Below are 22,312 nucleotides of genomic sequence, written 5' to 3' on the forward strand. Positions count from 1 at the left end.
CATGGCCGCTCCTGGATCGGGGAAGGGCGGGTTCAGCGGGCGGGTCCGTAGGCCAGCGTCAGCACGACGGCGGCGAACAGCACCGCCATCACGGCCAGGACCGTGAGCACGGCGCGCAGGGCCGCACGCGTGCGCGGGTCGGCCGGGGGTGGTACATCCGGAGGTCGGGTCACGCTCGCCAGTGTGGCACGCGGCACGGCGCGAGGGGCGCGTGCGTCGGCCCGCGTCGAAGGCACCTCCCAGCCGGGGCTCAGTCGACGCTGAAGCTGCGGATGTGGTTGCTGAACACGAAGCGGTCGAACACGGTCCGCGCGCTGGAGGGGTCGTTCGCGGCGCCCATGGTGAGCAGCAGCGGGACGTAGTGGTCCGCCGTCGGGTGGGCGATGCGCGCGCCGGGCGCCTTGTCCAGGTACCCGATCAGGGAGTCGACGTCGCCGGCGTGGGTCATCTCGGCGGCCCACTTGTCGAAGGCGTCGACGTGGCCGAACAGGCGGGGGTCGCGCATGGCGGCGAACGAGTGCGTCATGAAGCCGGAGCCGATCACGAGCACGCCCTCCTCGCGCAGGGAGCGCAGCTTCACGCCGAGGTCCAGCAGTGCGGAGGGGTCCATGGACGGCATGGACACCTGCACCACGGGCACGTCCGCGTCCGGGTACATGGCCATCAGCGGGATGTAGGCGCCGTGGTCCAGCCCGCGGCCGGTCTGGTGCACCGAGCCGGGGCGGCCCTGGCCGAGCACGCCCGCCACGCGCGCCGCCAGGTCGGTGGCGTCCGGGGTGGCGTACTGCAGCTCGTAGTAGCGGGGGTGGAAGCCGCCGAAGTCGTAGACCAGCGGGGTGCCGGCCGCGGCGGAGGAGATGGCCACGGGGGCGTCCTCCCAGTGCGCCGAGACGATCACGATCGCGCGCGGCTTCGGCATGGACTGCGCCCAGTCGAAGAGATCGGCGAGCCACTGCGGGTCGTCCAGGGTCGGCGGGGCGCCGTGGCTGACGAACAGCGACGGCATGGGGCCGTCGGCCGGCTCCCAGCGGCGCTGGGCGCGGGTGACGGGCAGGGCGCGCACGAGCAGGTCGTCGTACGCCCCGGCGGGGGTGGGCTGCGCCCAGGGGTCCTGGATGGTGGTGGTCATGGTGTCCTCCTGGACGACGACGGTCAATGGCTTCACGCTTGAACTCGATGGTACGCGGGTTGAGTTCATGGTGCAAGGGATATTCGGGGCGGTGGGGCTATCATGGAGCCATGCCCCATGACTCCGCCCGCTGGCTCGACGAGGAGGAGCGCCGCGCGTTCCTCGCCCTGATGAGCGTCACCATGCGCCTCGAGCCCGTGCTGGACGCCCAGCTGCGCCGCGACGCGGACCTCACCCACTTCGAGTACTCGGTGATGGCCAACCTCTCCGAGTCCGAGGGGGACACCCGCCGCATGAGCGAGCTCGCGTGGCTCTCCGCCGGCTCGCTGCCGCGCCTGTCCCAGGTGGTCACGCGCCTGGAGCGCCGCGGCCTCGTCAAGCGCACCCCGGACCCCACGGACGGGCGCTACACCCTGGCCGTGCTCACGCCCGAGGGCCGCGCCGTGGTGGAGGAGTCCGCGCCGGGCCACGTGGAGGAGGTCCGCCGCGTGGTCCTGGACCCGCTCACGCGGGCGCAGGTGAAGCAGCTGGCCGCGATCGGCAAGCGGATCGTGGGCGTGCTCGACCCCGAGGACCGCTGCCTCGAGGACTGACCCCGCGCGGCGCCGTCGTCGTTGTCGGCCCCACCCCCGCCGGGGCCTCGCGCTCAGCCGGCGGCGGGGCCGTCGTCGTCGGGGTGGAGCCACGCGGACGGGTGCGGGTGCACCTCCGCCAGCAGGTCGTCGTCGTCCTCGTCGGCGGGTCGGGGGCGCGGTTCCGGGGAGCGGTCCGTGTTCTGCGCGGCCACGACCTCCCAGGCGCCGGCCTCGTCGCGGCGCACCACGAGCAGGAGCACGCCGGTGCGCTCGCCGTCGCCCCCGCCGGATCCGTCGCCCCCGGCCTCACGGACGCCCACGGTGCCCGTCGCCTCGCCGACCTCCCCGCCCACGCCCGGCCCGGTCATGGTCCAGGGGGCGTGCACGACGGCCACGTCGCCGAGGTCCCGCACCCGCACCTCGTCCATCTCGAGGCGCGACTCCGGGAACATCCACCGGAAGCCGCGCGCGTGGTCGAGTCGGATCTGCCGCCGTCGGGTCCACCAGACGCCCAGCACGGTGACGAAGTCGGCGTCCTCCGCGAACAGGTCCGCCAGCGCGTCGGCGTCCGCGCCGTTCCACGCGGCCTCGAAGGCCTCGGCCACCGCGGCCGGGGAGGCGGGCGGCCGTGCCGGCAGGCGGGGCGAGGGGTCCGCGGGGGACATGGCTGCTCCTGGGTGGGGAAGGGGGCGTCAGCGCGCGGGCCCGTAGGCCAGCAGCAGCACGACGACGGCGAACAGCGCCGCCATCACGGCCAGCGCCGCCAGCACGGCGCGCACCGCGGAGCGGGCACGGTGCCCCGCGGGACGGGGCGCGTCCGGTCGGGGGTCACGCGGCCAGTGTGGCATGCGGGGCGGGCGGGCCCGCGCGTGCGTCCTCCCGCGTGACCTGGGGTTTCGGCGGGCGGGGTGCGCGGCCTCGGCGTCGGCCCCCCGCACCTCGCCGCGACGCCCGGCCTCGGCGCCCGGCGGGCTCCCCGCCTCAGGCGGGCGCGGGTGGCTTTCGGGGCCGCGGTCCGGGACTATGGTGGTCTCGAAGAAAGGTGCACATGGCTCCGTCGCGTCGTCAGATCCTGCTCACCGGCTCCGCCCTGCTCGGCTCCGGCCTGCTCGCGGCCTGCTCGTCCGAGGGGGGCACCGCGCCGGCGTCCTCGTCGCCGGCCGGGACGCCCGCGCCGTCGTCGTCGAGCGCCGCGCCCGCGGGCCCCGGCCCCGCCGGCGAGCCCGTGGCCTGGCCGAACACGGCCCTCGTGCCGCACCTGTTCTTCCACTCCCTCGTGGTGGACCCGGAGCGCGCGTTCGACGGGGACCACAAGGAGGCCGGCTACCTCGACTTCATGGTCACCATGGACGAGTTCGCCGCGATCCTGCCGCAGCTCTACGCGAAGGGCTACGTGCTCGTCTCCCCGCACGAGCTCTACGAGGTGGGCGAGGACGACGTCGTGCGCCCCAAGACCCTCATGGTGCCGGAGAACCGCACCCCGCTCGTGTTCTCCCTGGACGACTGCTCGTACTACCTCTACATGGAGGGGGACGGCTTCGCGGACCGCCTGATCGTGGACGAGGACGGCCGCGTCCGCAACGAGTACACGGACGCGGACGGCACCACCCACGTGGGCTCCTACGACATGGTGCCGATGCTGGACGACTTCCTCGAGGAGCACCCGGACTTCTCGCTCAACGGCGCCCGCGGCGTGCTGGCCATGACCGGCTACGAGGGCGTGTTCGGCTACCGCACCTCCGCCCGCGAGTTCGGGGACAGCCCCACGTTCGACGCGGACGTGGCCGCGGCCACCGAGGTCGCGGACGCCATGAAGGCCACCGGCTGGGAGTTCGCCTCCCACACGTGGGGCCACCGCACCGTACCGAAGCTCGAGCTGGACGAGCTGCAGCGGGACCTGGAGCTGTGGCACGGCGAGGTGGAGCCCATCCTGGGCCCCACGGACATGATGATCTACCCGTTCGGCGCGGACGTGGCCCGCACGGGCAAGTACGAGGCGGACAACGAGCGCTACCAGTACATGCGTAGCCTCGGCTACCGCTCGTTCTTCCTTGTGGACGGCACCGCGAAGGCCTGGGGCCAGCTCGAGCCCGGCTACTACCGCGGCTCCCGCATCAACGTGGACGGCATCAGCCTCGAGGCGGCCATCTCCGGCAAGCGGCCCGTGCTGGACGAGTTCTTCGACTCCCGTTCCGTCCTGGATCCGGCCCGCCCGGCGTCCATCCGCGGCACGCAGCAGAGCCCGGCCGCGCCTCCGGGCGGCCAGTCGGGCTCGGCGAGCCCGTCGGCCACCGGCTGACACGACGAGGGCGCCCCGCGGCTCCGGCGGTCGGCCTGCGGGGCTGACGCGCCTGCAGGAGCGGGGCGTCGGATCGCCGGACCGTCTCCGTCGGCTCAGGCCGCCGGGGTGCGGATGACCTTCTCCACGGACTTGCCTTTGGCCAGCTCGTCCACCACCTTGTCCAGCTGGCGGATTCGCTTCATGAGCGGGTCCTCGACCTCCTGGACCTTCACGCCGCAGACGCTGCCGGTGATGAGGTCGGCGTCGGCGGTCATGTCCGCCTCGGCGAAGAAGTCCTCGAAGGTGGTGCCGGTCTCGAGGTGCCGGGCGAGCGCCGCGTCGTCGTAGCCGGTGAGCCAGGAGATCACCTGGTGCAGCTCCTCGACCGTGCGCCCCTTGCGCTCGACCTTGGCGACGTAGTGCGGGTAGACGTCCGCGACGGCGGTGGTGAAGATCCGGTGGCCCATGCGGTCAGGCTAGCGGCGGCGCCCCCCGGCGCGCTTCGCCCGCCGGACCGTCTCCGCCGGCTCAGGCCGCGTCACCCGCCCGCCCGGGCGGGACACCCGGGCCCGGATTCGCCACACTGGGAGGCGAGCCGGCCGCGCTGCGGCCCTTCAGACCGTGAGGAGACCAGCATGTCCATCCCCGCCACCGAGGTCGAGGCCCGCTGGAACGAGGCCTCGGAGCCGTTCACCGCCGTCGTCCGCGCCGTGCGCGACTGGGACGCCGCCACCCCGTGCGAGGGCTGGGACGCCCTGGACCTGCTGGACCACGTGGTGGGCGCCGAGCGCGACTTCGCCGCCCGCCAGGGCCGTGAGGTGCCCCTGTTCGACGGCTCCCGGCAGCAGACCGCCAACCAGTGGACCAAGCACTCCGCCGCCCTGTCCGCCCTCGCCGGCGACGAGGAGTTCATCATGAAGCCCATGCACACGGCGCTGGGCGAGATGACCGTGGGCGAGGCCATGATCCGCTTCCACGCGTTCGACCTGATCGTTCACCGCTGGGACCTTGCCCGCTCGCAGGGCGTCGACGAGCGGTTCACGGACGCCGAGATGGACTGCATCGAGGAGTCCCTGGATCTGTTCGGCGACGCCGCCTACACGCCGGGCATCCTGGCGCAGCCGGTCCCCGTGGCCGACGATGCCGACCGGCAGGCCCGCCTGCTCGGCCGCCTGGGCCGCCGGGCCTGAACACCGGCCCGCGCCGTCGTCGGGATCAGGCCGCGAACCGCCCCTGGATCTCGGCCCAGAGCGCGTCCACGCGCCGCTCGATGTCCGCGACGATCTCCTGGAGGCGCTCCCAGTCGGCCTCGGCGGGGTCGCCCACGGGCCAGTCCCGCACCTCGACGCCGGTCCGCTCGCGGCATTCGTCGCTGCAGCCCAGCGAGATCACGTAGTCCGCGGCCGCCAGCAGCTCGGGCGTGACGGGCTTGGGGTAGGCCGCGGCCGGGTCCGCGCCGATCTCGCTCAGCACGGGCGCCACGTCGTCGTGGACCTCGGGGGTCGGCCGCGAGCCGGCGGAGGACACGCGCACGGCGTCGCCCGCGCGCTCGGCCAGCAGCGCGGCGGCCAGCTGCGAGCGGCCCGCGTTCTGCAGGCAGACGAAGAGGACGCGGGGGACGCTGGGCTCGACGACGCCGGTGGTCTCCGCCAGCGCCAGCAGCCGGGACTCGGCGAAGTGGATCGCGGTGCTCTCCCGGTGCGTGCGCGGCACCCCGGAGCGGCGCAGCTCCTCGAGCGAGTCCTCGATCTGCCGGTCCACCACGGCCTCCCCGAGCACCGGCCCGAAGCGACGGCGCAGGTCCGCGGCGCCCTGCTGCAGGACGGTGGTGCACACGGCGAGGGCGGCGGTGTCCAGCGGGGCGTCGTCGGCCGTGGGGGCGTGCGGGTACGCACGCTCGATGGTCTCGCTCATGAGACCTCCTCGATGTCCGGGGATGGGGACGGTCCAGGGGGCGGTGCGGCGGGACCGTGGTGACGGCTCCGTCATGACGACCCCACGTTACTCGCGGGTCACCTCCTGGGGGAGAGGGATTCCTGTGCGCAGCGTGTGCCTTTGCTCGGCTGTTGCCGAGGTTCGCCGGGTCAGCCCTCCGGGAGCAGGTCCGCGAGCAGGGCCTCGACGCGGCCGCGGATCTCGTCGCGGATGGGGCGCACGGCGTTCACGCCCTGGCCGGCGGGGTCCTCCACCGCCCAGTCCTCGTAGCGCTTGCCGGGGAACACCGGGCACGTGTCCCCGCAGCCCATGGTGATCACCACGTCCGACTCCCGCACCGCCTCGGTGGTGAGCACCTTCGGGGTGTTCGCGCTCAGGTCGATCCCGGCCTCGGCCATCACGGCGACGGCGGACGGGTTGATCCGGTCCTTCGGCGCGGATCCGGCGGAGCGCACCTCCACGCGGCCGCCGGAGAGGTGCTCCAGCCAGCCGGCGGCCATCTGGGAGCGACCGGCGTTGTGGACGCAGACGAACAGGACGGAGGGGCGGCGGTCGGTCGGGGCGTGCTCGGTCACGGGGTGCTCCTGGCGGTGCGGGCGGGGACGGGGGGCGGGACGGTCGGGTCGCCGGGGAACAGGCGGGGCGCGAGCCACCGGGCCACGTACACGAGGCCCACGAGCACGGGCACCTCGATGAGCGGCCCCACGACGCCGGCCAGCGCCTGCCCGGAGTGGACGCCGAAGGTGGCGATCGCCACCGCGATGGCCAGCTCGAAGTTGTTGCCCGAGGCGGTGAAGGCCACCGTGGTGGAGTGGGCGTAGTCCAGGCCCACGGCCCGGGAGGCGACCAGGCCCAGCAGGAACATCACGGTGAAGTACACGAGCAGCGGCAGCGCGATCCGGGCCACGTCCCCGGGGCTGGTGGTGATGGCCTCGCCCTGGAGGGCGAAGAGCAGGACGATCGTGAACAGCAGGCCGTACAGCGCCCACGGGCCGATCCGCGGCAGGAACCGGCCTTCGTACCAGGCCCGGCCCCGCGCCCGCTCGCCGAGCACCCGGGTGAGGAACCCGGCCAGCAGCGGCACGCCCAGGAAGACGAGCACCGAGAGGACGATCGCGCCCACGGAGAAGCCGGCCGTCGTCGTCGGCAGCCCCAGCCAGCCGGGCAGCACCTGCAGGTAGAACCAGCCCAGGGCGCCGAAGGCGACCACCTGGAACACCGAGTTCACGGCCACGAGCACCACGGCGGCCTCGCGGTCGCCGCACGCGAGGTCGTTCCAGATCAGGACCATGGCGATGCAGCGCGCCAGGCCCACGATGATCAGCCCCGTCCGGTACTCGGGCAGGTCCGCGAGGAACAGCCAGGCCAGGGCGAACATCAGCGCGGGCCCGACGATCCAGTTGAGCACCAGCGAGGTGCCCATGAGGCGACGATCGGCGGCGATGCGGTGCGTCTCGTCGTACCGGACCTTGGCCAGCACGGGGTACATCATCACGAGCAGGCCGAGGGCGATGGGCACGGAGACCCCGGCCACCGTGAACGCGTCCAGGGCCTCGGCCAGTCCCGGCACGAGGCGGCCGAGCAACAGGCCGGCGGCCATCGCGGCGAGGATCCACACGGGGAGCCAGCGGTCCAGGAAGGACATCTCCTGGAGGACGGGCCGCTCCGCGGGGCGCGCGGCGGGGCCGGTCGCGGGGGAGGGGGCGACGGCGCGGGAGGGCATGGGGACCGCCTCGGTGGGGAGGGAAGGGGGCGACGACGGGGCCGTGCGGAGCGACGGCCGTCGGTGCCCACGCTAGCCAGACGTATCGACATCCGTCAATGTGAGGCGTAGGCTCCGGGGCATGACCGCCTGCTCCGTCCCCGTCTCGACCGCCGCCGCACCCGTCCTCGCCGACGACTGCTGCTCCCTCGCGGACGGGCCGCTGGGTGCCGAGGACGCCGCGGAGCTCGCCGTGCTCCTCAAGGCGCTCGCGGACCCCATGCGCCTGCGGCTGCTCTCGCACGTGGCCGCCCGCGGCTGCGCGGACGTGTGCGCGTGCGACCTCGCCGAGGAGCTCGGGATCGCCCAGCCCACGGTCAGCCACCACATGAAGCGCCTCGTGGACGCCGGCCTGCTCACCCGCGAGCAGCGCGGGCGCTGGGCGCACTACACCGTGGTGCCGGAGGCGTTCGCGCGGCTGCGCCGCGTCCTCGTCCTCGGCTGAGGGGGTGCGGGCGAGGGCGCCGGCGGGGGAGGATGGCCCCGTCCGATCCCCCCGTCCCAGGAGGCAGTCATGTCCGAGTCCACCGGCTTCAGCGCCGCGGAGAAGGCCGCCATGGCCGAGCGCGCGGAGGAGCTGCGCGCCCAGCGCGGCGGCAAGAAGAAGGCCGACGCCCTGCAGGACCTCATGGAGAAGATCGAGGCCATGCCCGAGCAGGACCGCGCGCTCGCGGTGGCCGTGCACCAGATCGTCACCGAGGTGGCCCCGGAGCTCGAGCCCCGCACCTGGTACGGCATGCCCGCCTACGCGCGCGGCAAGGACGTCCTCGTGTTCCTGCAGGTCAGCAGCAAGTTCGACGTCCGGTACACCACGCTGGGCTTCAACGAGTCGGCGGCCCTCGACGACGGCCCCATGTGGCCGACCGCGTACGCCCTCACGGCGCTGAACGACGACGTCCGGGCCCGGATCGCGGACCTCGTGCGGCGCGCGGTGGGCTGAGTCGCCAGCCGAACGAACCCTGCGGTATGGCCCCTACCGGCGCGTGGATAGGGGCCATACCGCAGGGTTCGTTGTTGAGGCTGGCGCGGGTCAGTCCTCGCCGCCCTCGCCGTCGTCGTGATGCGCAGCCCGCCGCCAATGGCGCGCCGCCCACACCGTGAGCACGCCGACCGCGAGCCAGCCGACCCCGAGGATCACCCCGTTGAGCACCCCCGGGTGCACAGCGAACGCGCCGAGGGCCACGAGCGAGACCTGGCCGGGGATCACGCCCACCGCGGTGGAGCCGACGAACATGCCGGAGGGCACCCCGAGCGCCCCCGCCCCGTAGTTCACGGGCCAGTACGGCAGCCCGGGCGCCACGCGCAGGGTGAGCAGGGCCAGGAATCCGGCGTCCTCCAGGTGCTCCTCCACCGTGTCCGCGTGCCGGCCCAGCCCGCGCAGGATGACGTCCCGGCCCAGCGCCCGCGCGATCCAGTACGCGCCGATCGAGCCGAGCAGCGCGCCGGCGACCGAGAGGACCGAGCCCTGCACGGCGCCGAACAGCACGCCGCCGGTGAGGGCCATGAGGGTCACGGGGACGGGCGTCAGCGCCACCCCGGCGTAGGCGAGGACGAACATCAGCCAGCTCCAGAAGCCGAACGAGGCCAGGCGGTCGCGCAGGGTGTCGATGTCGGGCAGGCGCACGGAGGTGGCGAGCCAGATGAACAGGGCCACGACCACCACGAGCAGCAGCGTGCGGATCGCCGTGCAGACGGAGCCCGAGGAGCCGCGGCGGTCCGGGCGGGACGAGGCGGCGTCGCTGGGTGGCGCGGCGGAGGAGGGCACCGCCCCACATTACCGGCGCGCCCGGGGGCGGCCCGCGTGTCCGGAGCCGGACGACTCACACCGGTGTGACTCGTCCACACCTGTGGACAACTCTGTGGAGAACCCTGTGCACGCCGGGGGTCGGGGTGTGGACGGGAGGCCTCAGCCGGTGGACGTCCCGGGCGCGTCGCCGTCGTCGTCGCCCTCGTCCTCGAAGGCGGGGCCGCCGTCGTCCTCCCAGGAAGCCGCGGCGTCGTCGTCCTTGTCGGTCTGCCGCACCTGGTCGCTCAGCCGCTCCATGCGGGTGTCCAGGTCCGCGGCCACGCGGGCGGCGGCGATGAGCTCGGTGGTGATGTCCGGCGGCACGGCGCCGTCGAACTTGTAGTTGATCTTGTGCTCGAGGGTGGCCCAGAAGTCCATCGCGCTGGTGCGGAACTGCATCTCCACGGTCACGGGGATCGAGCCCGTGGACAGGTGCACGGGCACCTGCACGAGGCAGTGCAGGCTGCGGTAGCCGGAGGGCTTGGGGCGGGAGATGTAGTCCTCCACCTCGAGCACGCGGATGTCCGGCTGGCGGGTGAACAGGCGGAACACCTCGTACACGTCCCGCGCGAAGCTGACGATCACGCGCGCCCCCGCGATGTCCGTGACGTTGCTGCGCAGCGCGTCCAGGTCCATGGACAGGCCGCGGGAGGCGGCCTTGCGGAGGATGGACTCCGGCGTCTTCACGCGGGTGACGATGTGCTCGATGGGGTTGTAGTCGTGCAGGTGCGTGAACTCGTCCCGCAGCACCTCCAGCCGCGCCTCCACCTGGAGCAGGGCGGAGCGGTACTCGAGGTCGAAGCGCTCGACGTCCCGGCGCAGGCGGTCCAGCGCCCCGGCCATCGCCGGCGGCAGGTGCGTCAGCTCGGAGACGGGCGTGCCGCGCAGCGTCTCGATCGCCGTCGACTGTGACGACTCCTCCGGGTCTCGGTCCTGCTCCATGACGGGAGAGCCTACGGCGGCCGCCTGCGAATCCGCTGGCCGTCCACAGGGTGCAGGCGGCCGGGGCCTGTGCTGCGTCCTCGGGCTCGACGGTGATCTCGCCCAGACGCTCAGCCAGCACGGGGCCCGCCCGGTCGGCGTCACCCCCCCCGATCAGGTGGCGTCGGCCTCGGCGGGGATCAGGACCCGCTCGAGCGTGACCCGCTCGTCCTCGGCCAGCGCCACCGACCGGCCGGTCTCCGGGTCGACGTGCACGAACACGGCGTCGCACAGCACGCACCGCCGCCCGTCCTGCCAGAGCTCGTGACGCAGCGTGTACGAGCTGGTCCCGATCCGGGTGATCCAGACCTTCGCGGTCAGCTCGGGGCCGTAGACCACGGGCGCCTCGTATTGGACTTCCATCGCGCGCACCACGCGGTGCACGTCCCGGCCGGGCGTCACCCCGGACCAGGCGCGGGTGGCCCGCACCCGGGCCTCCTCGGTGAGGGTGAGCAGCCGCGCGTTGTTGACGTGGCCGTAGCGGTCCTCGTCCGACCAGCGCACCTGGATCTCGGTCTCGAAGGGGACGGGGGCCTCGCGGCCCGTCGCGCCGTCCGTCGTCGTGCGGCCCTGGCCGCCGTCCTGTCCGTTCATGGGGTGAACACCTTTCCGGGGTTGAGGATGCCGTGCGGGTCGAACACGGCCTTGATCTTCGCCTGCAGGGCGTGCTGGGCGTCGCCGAGCTCGTCGCGGAGGAACGCGCGCTTGAGCAGGCCCACGCCGTGCTCGCCGGTGAGGGTTCCGCCGAGCTCCAGGCCCGCCCGGAACAGCTCGCCGGCGGCCTCCCACACGTCTGCCGGGATCGACGTGGCGTCCTCGGCGGCGCCGCCCACCTGCGCGGCCGCGCCGAAGAGCAGGATCGGGTGGAGGTTGCCGTCGCCGGCGTGGGCCGTCGTCGGGATGGGGATGCCGGTGCGCGCCTCGATGTCCCGGATCCGGGCGAACATCTCGGCCATCCGGCTGCGGGGCACGGCCACGTCCTCCACGAGCGGCGTGCCGAGCCGCTCGAGCGCGGGGAACGCGGTGCGGCGCAGGGCCAAGAGGGCCTCGCCCTCGGCGTGGTCCGCGGTGACGGTGACGTCCCCGCCGTGGGCGCGCATGAGGTCGGCCATGGCGGCGCCGTCCTCCTCCGCCCCCGCGCCGTCGGCCTGGACCAGCAGGAACGCGCCGGACTCCGGCAGCGCGGCGCCGCGCTCGGGGCCGGCGTAGGCGCGCACGGCCGCCAGGGTGACCTCGTCCATGAGCTCCATCAGCGCGGGCACGTGGCCCGCGTTCGTGACGGCCTCCGCGGCGGCAGCGCCGGCGACGACGTCCGGGAAGAACCCGCCCAGCGTCACCTGCGTCCCGCGCACGGCCGGGCGCAGGGACAGGGTGGCGCCCACGATCACGCCGAGGGTGCCCTCGGAGCCGATCATCAGGGCGGTGAGGTCGAAGCCCGTGACGCCCTTGACCGTGCGGTGCCCCAGCCGCATCAGCGTGCCGTCCGCGAGCACCACGTCCAGGCCCAGCACGGCCTCGCGGGTGACGCCGTACTTGGCGCACAGCAGCCCGCCGGCGTTCATGGCAATGTTGCCGCCCACCGTGGAGATGTCCTTAGACGCGGGGTCCGGCGCCCACCACAACCCGTGCTCGGCGAGCGCGGCGTTCAGCGCCCCGTTGAGGATCCCCGGCTCGACGACGGCCACGCGGTCCGCGGGGGAGACCTCCAGGATCCGGTCCATGCCCATGACGTCCAGGACGACCTCGCCCGCCCCGGCCACGGCGCCGCCGGCCAGGCCCGTGCCCGCACCGCGGGTCACCAGCGGGGTGCGGGTCTCGTGGGCGAGGCGGCACACGGCCTGCACGTCCGCCACGGACGCGGCGTGCACCACGGCCAGCGGCACGGCGGGGGAGCGGTGGCCCGAGCGGTCCGCGCGGGCGGCCTCGAGGGCGGTGGGGGAGACGTCCACGCGGCCCGGCAGGGCGGCCTGCAGGCGGGCGACGACGCCGGCGGGCCGGGTCGTCTCGGGGTGCGGGGCACCGGGGGAGGCGGGAGAGTCCATGCGGACAGCGTCCCAGACCACAGCGGCCGGGCGCGCGGGGGGCGGGCCGGTGACGCGTCCGGCCGCCTCCCTAGACTGGCGGCCATGACATCCCCGGACCGAGCCGCCCCGCCCGCACCCCCGACCCCGGCCTTCGGCCCGGCCCCCGAGGCCCCCGCGGCCGACAACGCCGCCCCCGCGCGTCGCCGCCTGCAGGTGGTCTCCCTGCGCCCCGAGGGCCTCAGCGAGGACGCGGTGGGTCGCGTCGCCGGGCTCCTGGCCGAGGCGTTCGCCGAGGACGAGTTCACCCTCGGCCTGCTGCCGGCCGACCGCCGCGCCGAGCGGCTCGCCCGGATGTTCGCCCTCGACGTCCACGACGCCCTGCGCCCCGCACGCGCCGCCGGCGGCGAGGCAGGGCCGCGCGGCGCCGTCGACGTCGCCCTCGACCCTGAGGACGGGACCCTGCTGGCCGCTGCCGTGTGGGACGGCCCGGACGCCCCGCGCGGGACCACCGTGCCCGGCGCGCTCGCGGCCCTGCCCGCCCGGCTGCGCGTGCACGGCCGCCGCACCTGGGATGCGGCCCGCACGGACGCCGCGTGCGAGCGCGCCCGCCCCGCCGCCGCCCACTGGTACCTCACCCAGCTCGGCACCGCCCCGGCCGCCCGCGGCCGCGGGGCCGCCTCCGCCCTGGTCCGGCTGCGCCAGCGCCGGGCCGCGCGCGCCGGCGTCGGGATCCACCTCGAGGCCTCCTCCGCGGAGGCCGTGCCGTTCTACGCGCGCCTGGGCTTCCGCGAGACCGGGACGGTCCGCGCGCACGGCACCCGGGACCTGGCCGCGATGTGGTGGGAGGCGCAGGCATGAGGCATCCGTTCGTCGACTACCTGGAGGGCCTGCTCGGCTCCCTCGAGCACGTCACCGAGGGGGACGTGGCCCGGTACATCCCGATCCTCGCCGAGGCGGACCCGTCCCTGAGCGCCGTGGCCGTGGCCACCACCTCGGGGCGCGTGCACACCGCCGGCGACGCCGACGCCGAGTTCTCCATCCAGTCGGTCTCCAAGCCGTTCACCTACGCCGGCGCCCTCGAGGACCGCGGCGTGGAGCTGGTGGACGAGTACGTGGCCCTGAACCCCTCCGGGGAGGCCTTCAACGAGCTCTCCCTCGAGGCCGACTCCCACCGCCCGGACAACGCCATGATCAACGCGGGCGCGATCGCCGTGCACCAGCTCCTCGTGGGCCCGGGCGCCACCCCCGCCGAGCGCACCGAGCGGGCCGTGTCCCTGATGTCCACGCTGGCCGGGCGGCGCCTGCGCGTGGACGAGCGGACGTTCGAGTCGGAGATGGCCAACGCGGACCGCAACCTCGCGCTCGGGCACATGCTGCGCAGCCACGGGATCCTGCAGGACCGTGCGGAGGACGTGGTGGCCGGGTACATCGCCCAGTGCTCCGTGATGGTGAACGTGCGGGACCTGGCCGTCATGGGCGCCACCCTCGCCTCCGGCGGCATCCACCCCCTCACCGGGGACCGCGTGCTCTCCTCGCTCGTGTGCCGGCAGGTGCTCTCCGTGATGTCCTCCGCCGGCATGTACGACGCCGCCGGCCAGTGGATGGCCCACGTAGGCATCCCCGCGAAGTCCGGGGTGTCCGGGGCGGTGCTCGGCGCGCTGCCCGGGCAGGTGGGCATCGGCACCTACTCCCCGCGCCTGGACCCGTTCGGCAACTCGGTGCGCGGCGTGGAGATGTGCCGGATCATGTCCGAGGACCTGGACCTGCACATCATGGAGGCGGACGCGATCGGCAGCACCGTGGTGCGCAGCGTCCGCCGCGAGGGGGACACCGTGCACCTGCACCTGCAGGGCGTGATCCGCTTCGGCGGCGGCGAGTCCGTGCTCGCGGCCATGACCGAGCTCGGCACCGGCGCGGACCCGGACCCCGTGGACTGGGCGCACTGTTTCTACCCGTTCTCCGAGGAGCCGGACACGGCCGCGGGCCGCGCCGCCGCGCAGGACGAGGGCCGCACCGCGGCCGAGGCGCTCGAGCAGGAGGCGCCGGTGCGCGCCGTCGTCGTGCACCTGGAGCGCGTGGACCGGGTGGCGCCCGTGGGCCGGCGGCTGATCGAGGACGGTCTGAAGCGGCTGCGCGCGGACGGGGTCCAGGTGCGCGTGGAGGACCCGGACGGGGTGCTCACGGGCGGCTGACGGGAGCCGGGCGCCGCGGCCGTGTTCTTCCCCACGACCCCTTCTGTTCACCTGGCGTTCATGTGAGAATGGCGGATCCCTCGTGTTCCCGTCTCTCCAGGACCCGCCATGCTCCGCCTCGCACGCCCCCGCTCCCGTCGCGCCCCGCAGGGGCTCGGCGGTCGGCTCGTGCGCGCCGTCGCCGCGCGCCCGGTGCCGCCGGGGCGGCCGCGGGCCCGCCTGGCCTGGCACGTCTCCGGGGCGCTGCCGCTGATCGGGTGCCTCACCTCGTTCCCCATCGGCATGTCCAAGGACTCGATGGTGATCCCGGGCGTCGGCTACCAGGGCGGCTTCTCCGCCGGCTGGCACCACGCCCTGAACCAGCCGGCGTACTTCACGTGGCTGTCCAACGCCCTGGTGGCGGGCACCTCGCTGACGCTGGCCACGCGCCGCACCGCGCCGACGTCGGACGCGTTCTGGGCCGTGCGCACGGCCGGTCTCGGCTCGGTGATGGTCACGGGCATCGTCTACAACTCCGTGCTGCGCGGCCGGGAGCAGGACACCGTGCTCTACCGGTTCAACGACACGCTGCAGCACATCGTGAACCCCGTGCTCGCGCCCGCCGTGTGGGCGCTGTTTGACCCGCGCGGGCAGATCACCCCGCGCCGCGCCGGCCTGGCCGCGGTGATCCCGCTGCTGTGGGCGACGGCCACCATGGCGCGCGGCCCTCGCATCGACTGGTACCCGTACCCGTTCCTGGACGTGCCGCGGCACGGGGCGCGGACCGTGGGCGTGGTGCTGGCGGGCATCCTGGCCGGGTTCACCGGCCTCATGGGCCTGCTCGGCGGCCTGGACCGCCGGCTCGGCGCGCGCTGAGCGCTCAGTCTGACGACGGCGCCGCAGCTCCCGACGACGCCGCCCGGCGGGCGTGCCACTCGTGCGCCAGCAGCCCCATGACGTGGCAGTCGATCCACTCCCCGTCCAGCAGCAGCGCCTGCCGGAGGGTGCCCTCGTGGACGAAGCCGAGCCGGGCGTAGACGTGGCGGGCACGCGGGTTGTGGTCGTAGACCTCGAGACCCACGCGGTGCAGTCCGACCGTGGTGAAGGCGTGCTCGAGCACGAGCGTGAGGGCGCGGGTGCCGACGCCGCGGTCCCGGCCGGCCCCGGCCAGCCAGAGCCGCAGCCCGCACGCGCGGTTGCCCGGGTCCAGGTCCAGGAGGAGGATCTCGCCGAGCACGGCGCCCTCGGCCTCCACCGTCCACACGGCCCGGTCCTCGTCCGCGGCCCAGCCGGCGTAGATCTCGGCGAGCCGCTCGGGTGTCGGGCCGGCGTGCGCCTCTCCGCGGGCGATCGCGGCCGCCTGGGCGGTGGAGTGCACGGAGCCGGTGAGCACCTGCACGTCCGCGTCCCGCAGGAGGGCGCCGAGCGCGGGAGCGTGGCGGGCGTCGGCGGGGCGCAGGGTGACGACGCCGTCGCCCAGCTCCGGCACGTCCGCCAGGCTGGGCACGGACTGGAGGTCCGGCACGGGCCTCAGCCCTGCAGGCGACGCAGCTCCACGGGCTGGCCGCACGCGTAGGAGGCCTCGCCGGCGAGGGTCCGGGCGGCGGCCTCGTCCGGGGACTCCACGATCCAGAAGCCGCCGAGCTGGGCGCCCTCGGGGGAGGCGGTGCCCTCGGCGATGCGCCGCTGGGCGGCCACCTCCTCGGGGCCCTGGGCGGCGGTGGCGTCCACCACCACGGCCTCCTCGGGCGGGGTGAGGCCGCCGGCGCCCACGAGCGCGCCGGACTCCTCGAGCCGTGCGTTGAACGAGGCGACGCGCTCGAAGGCCAGGCGCATCTGGTCCTCGGACTCGTAGGCGGTGCCGGCGGCGTGCACGCCCGGGGCGTGCCACACGGAGATCAGGTACTGGCTCATGCGGTCATTGGACCACACGCCCCGGACGCCGCACCGCGTGTCAGCGGCGCAGCGTCCGGGGCGTGTGGTGGAACGCCGGGGCCGGGGCGTCAGGCGCGGTGGACGGCCTCGGCGACGGGCGTGTCCCCGTCCACGAAGTCGATCTTGCGGCCCACGGTGGTGGGGTCCGCCAGCACCGCGACGAGCGCGCGGGCCACGTTGCCGCGGCTGACCTCGCCCTTCGGCGCGTCCGGGGTGTCGAGATCCGGGTCCACGGTGATGCGGCCGGTGGGCTCCTCCAAGGTGAGCGCGGCCGGGCCGAGGATGGTCCAGGCCAGCCCCGAGTCCCGCAGGGCCTCGTCCGCCTCGGCCTTGGCCTGGGCGTAGGCGTGGAAGGAGTCGTCCTCGGGGACGCCGTGGTGCAGGGAGGCGCCGAGGTAGGACACCATCACGTAGCGGCGCACCCCGGCGGCCTCGGCGGCGCGCATGGTGGCCAGGGCGGCGTCGTGGTCCACGGCGCGCGTGCGGGCGGGGTCGCCGCCGCCGGCGCCCGCCGAGAACACCACGTTGTCCGCGTCGCGGAACGCCTGGACGAGGTCCTCCTCGCCCGCGCGCTCGACGTCCAGCACGAGCGGGGCGGCGCCGGCCGCCTCCACCTCGGCGGCGTGCTCCGGGTTGCGGATGATCGAGGTGACGTCGTGGCCGGCCTCGGCCAGCAGCGGGGCGGCCAGCAGGGCCACCTTGCCGTGGCCGCCGATGATCACGGTGCGGGTCATGAGAGTGCTCCTTCGGGTCGGGTGCGTCTCACCGAGGCCAGCAAGCGCGGGGAGCGGGATATTCCGGGGGTGGGGGGAGGTGCCCGAGAGGCTGGGTGACGACGGCGACGCCCGCAGGGGGACGGCATGACGGGTGGCGTGTTCCGAACCCTTGTCTGGTCCCGTCCCTAGGATGGACGAAGCGGGCCACGAGGCACTCGCAAGCATGAAGGGGCACTGAGTATTGTCACGACTGACTGAACTACTGCGGCAGGCGCGCAAGGCCGACGAGCAACTGGGCAAGGACCTCGAAGCCGAGATCGTTGCCCTGACCAAGCGGCGGACCTTTGGCCTGGTCTTCGAGCAGCACCAGCCGGAGGCCGTGGAGTTGCCCGGGCGTGCTGTGCGTCGTGGTGACAAGGTGCGGGTCCTCCCGCCCCGGGGCGAGGTCAAGCAGGGCGACCAGCGGCTCTGGCGGGTAGACCGGATCGAGCGCGTGGACGGCACGCGGGTGGCGCACCTGAGCGAGTTCGAGGCAGAGCAGCCCGAGCAGCCCGAGCAGCAGTCGGCGCTGGTCGAAGACGTGGTGGTCGTGGCCGAGTTCCGCGACCGTATCTACCCCGGCTTGGTCGAGACCGGGCGGGTGGAGCGCGGCGGGGACAAGCCCTTCCACACGGTGATCAACGCCGAGAACTATCACGCGCTGGAGATGCTGACCTACACCCACCGGCACTCGATTGACGCCATCTACATCGACCCGCCGTACAACACCGGGGCGAAGGACTGGAAGTACAACAACAACTACGTCGAGGGGGACGACGACTACCGGCACTCGAAGTGGCTCGCCTTCATGGAGCGACGGCTGGAGATCGCCAAGGAACTACTGAACCCCGAGGACAGCGTGCTCATCGTCACGATTGACGAGAAGGAGTACCTGCGGCTGGGGCTGCTCCTGGAGCAGATCTTTCCCGACGCGAGGATCACGATGATCACGTCCTCGATCACACCCGGGGGGTCCACACGTAGCGGGACCTTCAACCGCGCTTCGGAGTACATCTACTTCGTCCAGGTGGGTACGTCCGCGCCTATGCCACTCCCCTTGTCGGCGGAATGGAATCCCGTTGGCACCAAGAACAAGCAGGACCTGTACTGGGCACGACTGATCCGCTCGGGCACTCAGCCCTTCAGGACGACCCACCCGAACCTCTTCTACCCCATCTACGTGTGTCAAACCGAGGGTGGAGAGGGAACGTTCCACTCGATCGGTGATCCTTTCTATGGAGACGGCTGGGAAAACGCCTCAGCACCACAGGGGACAACGGCGATATGGCCCATTCGTGCAGACGGCAGAGAAGGTCGGTGGCAGATTTCGCCGAACGCGTTGAGGGAAGCGATGTCGGGTGGGTTCGTCAAGTTGGGTCCCTGGAAGCAAAAGCAGACGACTGTCTACTACTTGAAGCAGGGCGAACGGGCAAAGGTCGCCAACGGCACCTTCAGCATCGTCGGTCATCGCCCAGATGGGTCGGTAATCACGGACGGGAGTGCCTACCAAGCGAGATTTGTCCCAACGGATATTTGGCGGATCACCGCGCATGATGCTGGCAACAGCGGAAGCCGTCTTGTCGAGAAGTTCGTTCCCGCTCGGAAGTTTCCGTTTCCGAAGTCGCTGTATGCGGTCGAAGATGCCCTCCGCTTCTTCGTAAAGGGCAAGCCTCACGCGACTGTCCTCGACTTCTTCTCCGGCTCGGGCACGACTGCACACGCCATCATGCGCCTCAACAAGCAGGACAGCGGCAAGCGCCAGTGCATCAGCGTCACCAACAATGAGGTCAGCGCCGAGGAGCAGCGCGGCCTGCGCAAGCAGGGGTTGCGTCCGGGCGACCCCGACTGGGAAGCGCTCGGCATCTGCGACTACATCACCAAGCCCCGAGTAACTGCCGCCATCACGGGCGAGACACCACAGGGCGATCCGATCAAGGGTGACTATCGGTTCACGGACGAGTTCCCGATGGCCGAGGGGTTTGAGGAGAACGCCGCGTTCTTCACGCTCACCTACGAGGACCCGCTGTCGATCCGGCATCACCGGGCGTTCGAGCGGGTTGCTCCAATGCTGTGGCTGCGGGCGGGATCGCGAGGTCGAGTCATTGACGACCTGGGTGAGGACGGCTGGGACGTGGCCGAGGCGTACGGGGTGCTGGAGAACATCGACCAGATGGGCGACTTTGTGGCGCGGGTGGCGGAGGTCGAGACGGTCGAAACCGTGTTCGTGGTGACGGATTCGGATGCCGCCTTCCAGATGACCTGCCGGGACCTTCCCGCGCGAGTGACCGCCGTGCGGCTGTATGAGTCCTACCTGCACAACTTCATGATCAACCGGAGGGCACGCGCATGAGGTACACGCTGAAGGACTACCAGGCTGAAGCGGTGCACGAGGCCCTGCGCCGGTTGGAGCAGGCACGTGACACCTTCCAGCGATACGGCTCCCTGTCGCAGTTCTCCCTCGCGGCGACGACGGGTGCGGGCAAGACCGTGATGGCGGCGGCGATCATCGAGGCGCTGTTCTTCGGCTCGGACGAGTTCGACTTTCCAGCAGACCCCGGCGCAACGGTGCTGTGGTTCTCCGACGACCCGTCCCTCAACGAGCAGTCGCGGGCACGGATTCAGGCGGCGGCAAGCGAGTTGGACTCACGGCTGCGGGTCATCGAGAACACGTTCTCGGAGACCGCCTTCGCCCCGGGGATGGTCTACTTCCTGAACGCTCAGAAGTTGTCCAAGAATGCTCGTCTGGTGCGCGGAGCGACCCCCGACAATCCGAACGAGCCCCGTCTGTTCCAGCCGACGCCGGACATGGTGCAGCAGACGATCTATGACGTGATCCGCAACACCGTCGAGGCAGAGGGACGCACGCTGTACTTCGTGCTCGATGAGGCACACCGGGGCATGAAGAGCGGCAAGGACCGCGACAGCATCGTGCTGCGCCTGATCAACGGTGGCTCGGGCGCTCCGGCCATGCCGGTGGTCTTCGGCATCTCGGCCACGGTGGATCGCTTCACGCAGGCGATGAAGAAGGTCACGAACCGCACGGCTCTGCCCCCGGTCGAGGTCGACTCCGCACTGGTGCAGGCGTCCGGTCTGCTGAAGGACGACATCGTGTTGACGATCCCGACCGAGGAGGGGAACTTCGACACCACGCTGCTGCGACGGGCGGTGCAGCGGGTCAAGGACTCGACCGCTGCCTGGGCTGCCTACGCCGCCGAGCAGGAGGAGACCGACCCAGTGGTGCCGCTCCTGGTGGTGCAGGTGGCTGACAAGCCCACAGAGGCCGATCTGGCGCGCGTGCTGGATGTGGTCTATGACGAGTGGCCCGACCTTCCGCTGGAGGCTGTCGCCCACGTCTTCGGCACCCACACCGATCTGCTGGTCGGGCAGCAGCCCGTGCCCTACATCGCCCCGCAGCGCGTGCAGGACGCCAAGCACATCCGAGTGCTGCTCGCCATGGAGGCCATCTCGACCGGGTGGGACTGCCCCCGGGCCGAGGTGCTGGTCTCTTTCCGGACGCGCAACGACTCGACATACGTCCATCAGTTGCTCGGTCGGATGATGCGCACCCCGCTCGCGCGGCGCATCCCGGGCAACGAGGTGCTCAACTCGGTGGACTGCCTGCTGCCGCACTTCGACCGCAAGACCTCCACGGCCATCGCCCAGATGCTGATGAAGGGCAAGACTGCGGTCGATGACTCAGACCAGGGCGAGGGCGACGAGGAGACCCAGAAGGCCCGCAGGGTGCTCTTCGACCCGGTGCGGCTGGAGCCCAACCCCGAGGTGCCGCAGGAGGTCTGGGACCTGCTGGAGCAGATTCCCTCGGTGACGATCCCGAAGAAGAACGTCAAGCCCATCCGCAGGCTCGACGCCCTGGCCACGGCGCTGTCCAAGGACGGGTTGATCGACGGCGCAGTAGCGAAGGCCCAGAGCCACCTCTGCGCGGTCCTGGATGGTCGGGCCGTTCAGTACAAGACCAAGGTCGATCAGGCCCGGGCAGACGTGCTCACGATGACCGGCGAGGAAGCCCGGGGACGGGTGGGCAAGGAGGGCTTCTCCTACAAGTCCTTCGAGGTCAGCGCAGACCCGCGCGCCATCGAGGATTCCTACCAGCACGCCGCCCGCCTGCTCACCAAGAGCCTCGCAGCAGCCTACGTCGACCACCTGGTGGGACCGGAGGAAGACGTGGACCTGCTGGAGGCCAACATCATCGTCGCTGCCCTCGGGTGGGTGCCCGAGATCGTGGCCGACGTGGAGCAGGAGGCCGACGAACTCGCCCGCGACTGGCTCACCCAAACCCGCGTGGCCCGCAAGGGCCTCAGCGACGAGCGGCAGGCCGAGTACGACCGCTTGGAAGGCATGTCCACCCAGCCCGAACGCATCTCCCTCACTGCTCCCAAGGTGGCGCAGGCCGACCGCAAGGCCCGCGAGAAGGACGGTACCGAGCATGACCTGCCCGTGCGTCGCCTACACCTGACCTCAGCCGAGGACGGGACCGTACCCATCGACCTCAATGAGTGGGAGCGCAAGGTCCTCGACTCCGAGAGCAAGCAGCCCGGCTTCAAGGCTTGGTACCGCAACCCCTCCCGAGCCACCAAGGAGTCCCTGGCCGTGGCCTACAAGGACGGCGGTGGTGACTGGATGGCTTTGAGGCCGGACTTTGTGTTCTTCAGCTCCCAGCACGACGCCCAGGTCGTGGTGGACCTGGTGGACCCCCACGGCCACCACCTGGCCGACGCCATGCCCAAGTTGCGCGGCCTGGCCGACTTCGCTGAGCAGTACGGCCACGAGTTCCGCCGCATCGAGTCGGTTGCCGAGACGGGGGGAGTGCTGAGGGTCCTCGACCTGACCAAGCACCACGTGCGGCAGGCGGTGCGGGACGGCCAGGACGCCAAGGCTCTTTACGAGTCCGGCGTCGCAAGGGACTACTGACATGGCCCTCCTCGACTGGCTCCGGCGCACGTGGACCTCACCAGGAACC

At 72.5% G+C, this 22,312-nt stretch carries 25 protein-coding genes; 10 read left to right on the forward strand and 15 right to left on the reverse strand.

Annotated features, from left to right (window positions below; genetic code table 11):
• Window positions 1–32 precede the first annotated feature (32 nt).
• Window positions 33–173: a hypothetical protein gene (locus HDA33_RS10540; RefSeq protein ID WP_184173099.1), complete on the reverse strand. Its 141-nt coding sequence runs from the start codon at window positions 171–173 to the stop codon at window positions 33–35.
• A 77-nt stretch (window positions 174–250) separates the two neighbouring features.
• A complete protein-coding gene (locus tag HDA33_RS10545) occupies window positions 251–1,165 on the reverse strand; it encodes a dioxygenase family protein (RefSeq protein WP_338104340.1) in 915 nt (304 codons plus the stop codon).
• Window positions 1,166–1,239: 74 nt separating this feature from the next.
• Between HDA33_RS10545 and HDA33_RS10550 the strand changes: the two genes are divergently transcribed.
• A complete protein-coding gene (locus HDA33_RS10550) occupies window positions 1,240–1,722 on the forward strand; it encodes a MarR family winged helix-turn-helix transcriptional regulator (protein WP_184173101.1) in 483 nt (160 codons plus the stop codon).
• 53 nt (window positions 1,723–1,775) lie between these two features.
• On the opposite strand, the gene HDA33_RS10555 is transcribed toward HDA33_RS10550, so the two are convergent.
• Together HDA33_RS10555 and HDA33_RS10560 are read right to left on the reverse strand one after the other, a co-directional pair.
• Entirely contained in the window at window positions 1,776–2,369 is a 594-nt protein-coding gene (locus tag HDA33_RS10555) for a YybH family protein (protein WP_184173103.1), read from the reverse strand.
• A 27-nt stretch (window positions 2,370–2,396) separates the two neighbouring features.
• The gene (locus HDA33_RS10560; protein ID WP_184173105.1) at window positions 2,397–2,552 is read right to left on the reverse strand and encodes a hypothetical protein; all 156 of its coding nucleotides are present in this window, start codon (window positions 2,550–2,552) and stop codon (window positions 2,397–2,399) included.
• 200 nt (window positions 2,553–2,752) lie between these two features.
• Between HDA33_RS10560 and HDA33_RS10565 the strand changes: the two genes are divergently transcribed.
• The gene (locus HDA33_RS10565; protein ID WP_184173107.1) at window positions 2,753–4,003 is read left to right on the forward strand and encodes a polysaccharide deacetylase family protein; all 1,251 of its coding nucleotides are present in this window, start codon (window positions 2,753–2,755) and stop codon (window positions 4,001–4,003) included.
• Between the two features lie 95 nt (window positions 4,004–4,098).
• Here the strand turns inward: HDA33_RS10565 and HDA33_RS10570 are convergent, their stop codons facing one another.
• On the reverse strand, window positions 4,099–4,452 hold the full coding sequence (locus HDA33_RS10570) for a DUF2200 domain-containing protein (RefSeq protein ID WP_158493829.1): 354 nt from the start codon (window positions 4,450–4,452) through the stop codon (window positions 4,099–4,101).
• 168 nt (window positions 4,453–4,620) lie between these two features.
• Here HDA33_RS10570 and HDA33_RS10575 point away from each other — a divergent pair, with 168 nt between their 5' ends.
• Entirely contained in the window at window positions 4,621–5,175 is a 555-nt protein-coding gene (locus HDA33_RS10575) for a TIGR03086 family metal-binding protein (protein WP_017488585.1), read from the forward strand.
• Window positions 5,176–5,200: 25 nt separating this feature from the next.
• Here the strand turns inward: HDA33_RS10575 and HDA33_RS10580 are convergent, their stop codons facing one another.
• The 3 genes from HDA33_RS10580 to arsB form a co-directional block, all read right to left on the reverse strand.
• Window positions 5,201–5,899 (reverse strand): arsenate-mycothiol transferase ArsC, encoded by a 699-nt coding sequence (locus HDA33_RS10580; RefSeq protein ID WP_184173109.1) that lies wholly within the window; start codon window positions 5,897–5,899, stop codon window positions 5,201–5,203.
• A 170-nt stretch (window positions 5,900–6,069) separates the two neighbouring features.
• Window positions 6,070–6,495: an arsenate reductase ArsC gene (locus tag HDA33_RS10585; protein WP_184173111.1), complete on the reverse strand. Its 426-nt coding sequence runs from the start codon at window positions 6,493–6,495 to the stop codon at window positions 6,070–6,072.
• Entirely contained in the window at window positions 6,492–7,643 is a 1,152-nt protein-coding gene (gene arsB, locus HDA33_RS10590) for an ACR3 family arsenite efflux transporter (RefSeq protein ID WP_184173113.1), read from the reverse strand. Before arsB ends, HDA33_RS10585 begins: the two co-directional genes overlap by 4 nt.
• A 121-nt stretch (window positions 7,644–7,764) precedes the next feature.
• On the opposite strand from arsB, the gene HDA33_RS10595 reads away from it, so the two are divergent.
• Together HDA33_RS10595 and HDA33_RS10600 are read left to right on the forward strand one after the other, a co-directional pair.
• On the forward strand, window positions 7,765–8,127 hold the full coding sequence (locus HDA33_RS10595; protein ID WP_184173115.1) for an ArsR/SmtB family transcription factor: 363 nt from the start codon (window positions 7,765–7,767) through the stop codon (window positions 8,125–8,127).
• A gap of 69 nt (window positions 8,128–8,196) precedes the next feature.
• Window positions 8,197–8,622, forward strand: coding sequence for an iron chaperone (locus HDA33_RS10600; protein ID WP_158493088.1), 426 nt, complete (start codon window positions 8,197–8,199; stop codon window positions 8,620–8,622).
• 90 nt (window positions 8,623–8,712) lie between these two features.
• Here HDA33_RS10600 and HDA33_RS10605 read toward each other — a convergent pair whose 3' ends face one another.
• From HDA33_RS10605 to HDA33_RS10620, 4 genes are all read right to left on the reverse strand, one after another.
• On the reverse strand, window positions 8,713–9,447 hold the full coding sequence (locus HDA33_RS10605; protein ID WP_184173117.1) for a VTT domain-containing protein: 735 nt from the start codon (window positions 9,445–9,447) through the stop codon (window positions 8,713–8,715).
• A gap of 141 nt (window positions 9,448–9,588) precedes the next feature.
• Window positions 9,589–10,410, reverse strand: coding sequence for a GTP pyrophosphokinase (locus HDA33_RS10610; RefSeq protein ID WP_184173119.1), 822 nt, complete (start codon window positions 10,408–10,410; stop codon window positions 9,589–9,591).
• A 153-nt stretch (window positions 10,411–10,563) separates the two neighbouring features.
• Window positions 10,564–11,043 (reverse strand): acyl-CoA thioesterase, encoded by a 480-nt coding sequence (locus HDA33_RS10615; RefSeq protein WP_184173121.1) that lies wholly within the window; start codon window positions 11,041–11,043, stop codon window positions 10,564–10,566.
• Window positions 11,040–12,491: an FAD-binding oxidoreductase gene (locus HDA33_RS10620; RefSeq protein ID WP_184173123.1), complete on the reverse strand. Its 1,452-nt coding sequence runs from the start codon at window positions 12,489–12,491 to the stop codon at window positions 11,040–11,042. The genes HDA33_RS10615 and HDA33_RS10620 overlap by 4 nt, the downstream gene beginning before the upstream one ends.
• 84 nt (window positions 12,492–12,575) lie before the next feature.
• On the opposite strand from HDA33_RS10620, the gene HDA33_RS10625 reads away from it, so the two are divergent.
• The 3 genes from HDA33_RS10625 (at window position 12,576) to HDA33_RS10635 (ending at window position 15,520) form a co-directional block, all read left to right on the forward strand.
• A complete protein-coding gene (locus HDA33_RS10625) occupies window positions 12,576–13,331 on the forward strand; it encodes a GNAT family N-acetyltransferase (protein WP_184173124.1) in 756 nt (251 codons plus the stop codon).
• Window positions 13,328–14,665 (forward strand): glutaminase A, encoded by a 1,338-nt coding sequence (glsA, locus tag HDA33_RS10630; protein WP_184173126.1) that lies wholly within the window; start codon window positions 13,328–13,330, stop codon window positions 14,663–14,665. The genes HDA33_RS10625 and glsA overlap by 4 nt, the downstream gene beginning before the upstream one ends.
• 108 nt (window positions 14,666–14,773) lie before the next feature.
• Entirely contained in the window at window positions 14,774–15,520 is a 747-nt protein-coding gene (locus HDA33_RS10635; protein WP_184173128.1) for a Pr6Pr family membrane protein, read from the forward strand.
• 4 nt (window positions 15,521–15,524) lie between these two features.
• Here HDA33_RS10635 and HDA33_RS10640 read toward each other — a convergent pair whose 3' ends face one another.
• The 3 genes from HDA33_RS10640 to HDA33_RS10650 all read right to left on the reverse strand — a co-directional run bounded on the left by HDA33_RS10640 (window position 15,525) and on the right by HDA33_RS10650 (window position 17,313).
• Window positions 15,525–16,169: a GNAT family N-acetyltransferase gene (locus HDA33_RS10640; RefSeq protein ID WP_184173130.1), complete on the reverse strand. Its 645-nt coding sequence runs from the start codon at window positions 16,167–16,169 to the stop codon at window positions 15,525–15,527.
• A 5-nt stretch (window positions 16,170–16,174) separates the two neighbouring features.
• Window positions 16,175–16,558, reverse strand: coding sequence for a YciI family protein (locus tag HDA33_RS10645; RefSeq protein WP_184173132.1), 384 nt, complete (start codon window positions 16,556–16,558; stop codon window positions 16,175–16,177).
• Between the two features lie 89 nt (window positions 16,559–16,647).
• Window positions 16,648–17,313, reverse strand: a complete 666-nt coding sequence (locus HDA33_RS10650) for an SDR family oxidoreductase (RefSeq protein ID WP_184173133.1) — start codon at window positions 17,311–17,313, stop codon at window positions 16,648–16,650.
• Window positions 17,314–17,536: 223 nt separating this feature from the next.
• Between HDA33_RS10650 and HDA33_RS10655 the strand changes: the two genes are divergently transcribed.
• Window positions 17,537–19,684, forward strand: a complete 2,148-nt coding sequence (locus HDA33_RS10655; protein WP_184173136.1) for a site-specific DNA-methyltransferase — start codon at window positions 17,537–17,539, stop codon at window positions 19,682–19,684.
• Window positions 19,681–22,263 (forward strand): DEAD/DEAH box helicase, encoded by a 2,583-nt coding sequence (locus HDA33_RS10660; protein WP_184173138.1) that lies wholly within the window; start codon window positions 19,681–19,683, stop codon window positions 22,261–22,263. Before HDA33_RS10655 ends, HDA33_RS10660 begins: the two co-directional genes overlap by 4 nt.
• Window positions 22,264–22,312 lie beyond the last annotated feature (49 nt).

Source organism: Micrococcus endophyticus, from assembly GCF_014205115.1.
In the GTDB taxonomy this organism is placed as follows: Bacteria; Actinomycetota; Actinomycetes; order Actinomycetales; family Micrococcaceae; genus Micrococcus; species Micrococcus endophyticus.

What these genes read in the sequence shown, in the direction of transcription:
- HDA33_RS10550 (WP_184173101.1), top strand. Translation starts at nt 1,240, where the DNA reads ATGCCCCATGACTCCGCCCGCTGGCTCGACGAGGAGGAGCGCCGCGCG.
- HDA33_RS10555 (WP_184173103.1), bottom strand. Translation starts at nt 2,369, where the DNA reads ATGTCCCCCGCGGACCCCTCGCCCCGCCTGCCGGCACGGCCGCCCGCC.
- HDA33_RS10560 (WP_184173105.1), bottom strand. Translation starts at nt 2,552, where the DNA reads ATGCCACACTGGCCGCGTGACCCCCGACCGGACGCGCCCCGTCCCGCG.
- HDA33_RS10565 (WP_184173107.1), top strand. Translation starts at nt 2,753, where the DNA reads ATGGCTCCGTCGCGTCGTCAGATCCTGCTCACCGGCTCCGCCCTGCTC.
- HDA33_RS10570 (WP_158493829.1), bottom strand. Translation starts at nt 4,452, where the DNA reads ATGGGCCACCGGATCTTCACCACCGCCGTCGCGGACGTCTACCCGCAC.
- HDA33_RS10575 (WP_017488585.1), top strand. Translation starts at nt 4,621, where the DNA reads ATGTCCATCCCCGCCACCGAGGTCGAGGCCCGCTGGAACGAGGCCTCG.
- HDA33_RS10580 (WP_184173109.1), bottom strand. Translation starts at nt 5,899, where the DNA reads ATGAGCGAGACCATCGAGCGTGCGTACCCGCACGCCCCCACGGCCGAC.
- arsB (WP_184173113.1), bottom strand. Translation starts at nt 7,643, where the DNA reads ATGCCCTCCCGCGCCGTCGCCCCCTCCCCCGCGACCGGCCCCGCCGCG.
- HDA33_RS10595 (WP_184173115.1), top strand. Translation starts at nt 7,765, where the DNA reads ATGACCGCCTGCTCCGTCCCCGTCTCGACCGCCGCCGCACCCGTCCTC.
- HDA33_RS10600 (WP_158493088.1), top strand. Translation starts at nt 8,197, where the DNA reads ATGTCCGAGTCCACCGGCTTCAGCGCCGCGGAGAAGGCCGCCATGGCC.
- HDA33_RS10610 (WP_184173119.1), bottom strand. Translation starts at nt 10,410, where the DNA reads ATGGAGCAGGACCGAGACCCGGAGGAGTCGTCACAGTCGACGGCGATC.
- HDA33_RS10615 (WP_184173121.1), bottom strand. Translation starts at nt 11,043, where the DNA reads ATGAACGGACAGGACGGCGGCCAGGGCCGCACGACGACGGACGGCGCG.
- HDA33_RS10620 (WP_184173123.1), bottom strand. Translation starts at nt 12,491, where the DNA reads ATGGACTCTCCCGCCTCCCCCGGTGCCCCGCACCCCGAGACGACCCGG.
- HDA33_RS10625 (WP_184173124.1), top strand. Translation starts at nt 12,576, where the DNA reads ATGACATCCCCGGACCGAGCCGCCCCGCCCGCACCCCCGACCCCGGCC.
- glsA (WP_184173126.1), top strand. Translation starts at nt 13,328, where the DNA reads ATGAGGCATCCGTTCGTCGACTACCTGGAGGGCCTGCTCGGCTCCCTC.
- HDA33_RS10635 (WP_184173128.1), top strand. Translation starts at nt 14,774, where the DNA reads ATGCTCCGCCTCGCACGCCCCCGCTCCCGTCGCGCCCCGCAGGGGCTC.
- HDA33_RS10645 (WP_184173132.1), bottom strand. Translation starts at nt 16,558, where the DNA reads ATGAGCCAGTACCTGATCTCCGTGTGGCACGCCCCGGGCGTGCACGCC.
- HDA33_RS10650 (WP_184173133.1), bottom strand. Translation starts at nt 17,313, where the DNA reads ATGACCCGCACCGTGATCATCGGCGGCCACGGCAAGGTGGCCCTGCTG.
- HDA33_RS10660 (WP_184173138.1), top strand. Translation starts at nt 19,681, where the DNA reads ATGAGGTACACGCTGAAGGACTACCAGGCTGAAGCGGTGCACGAGGCC.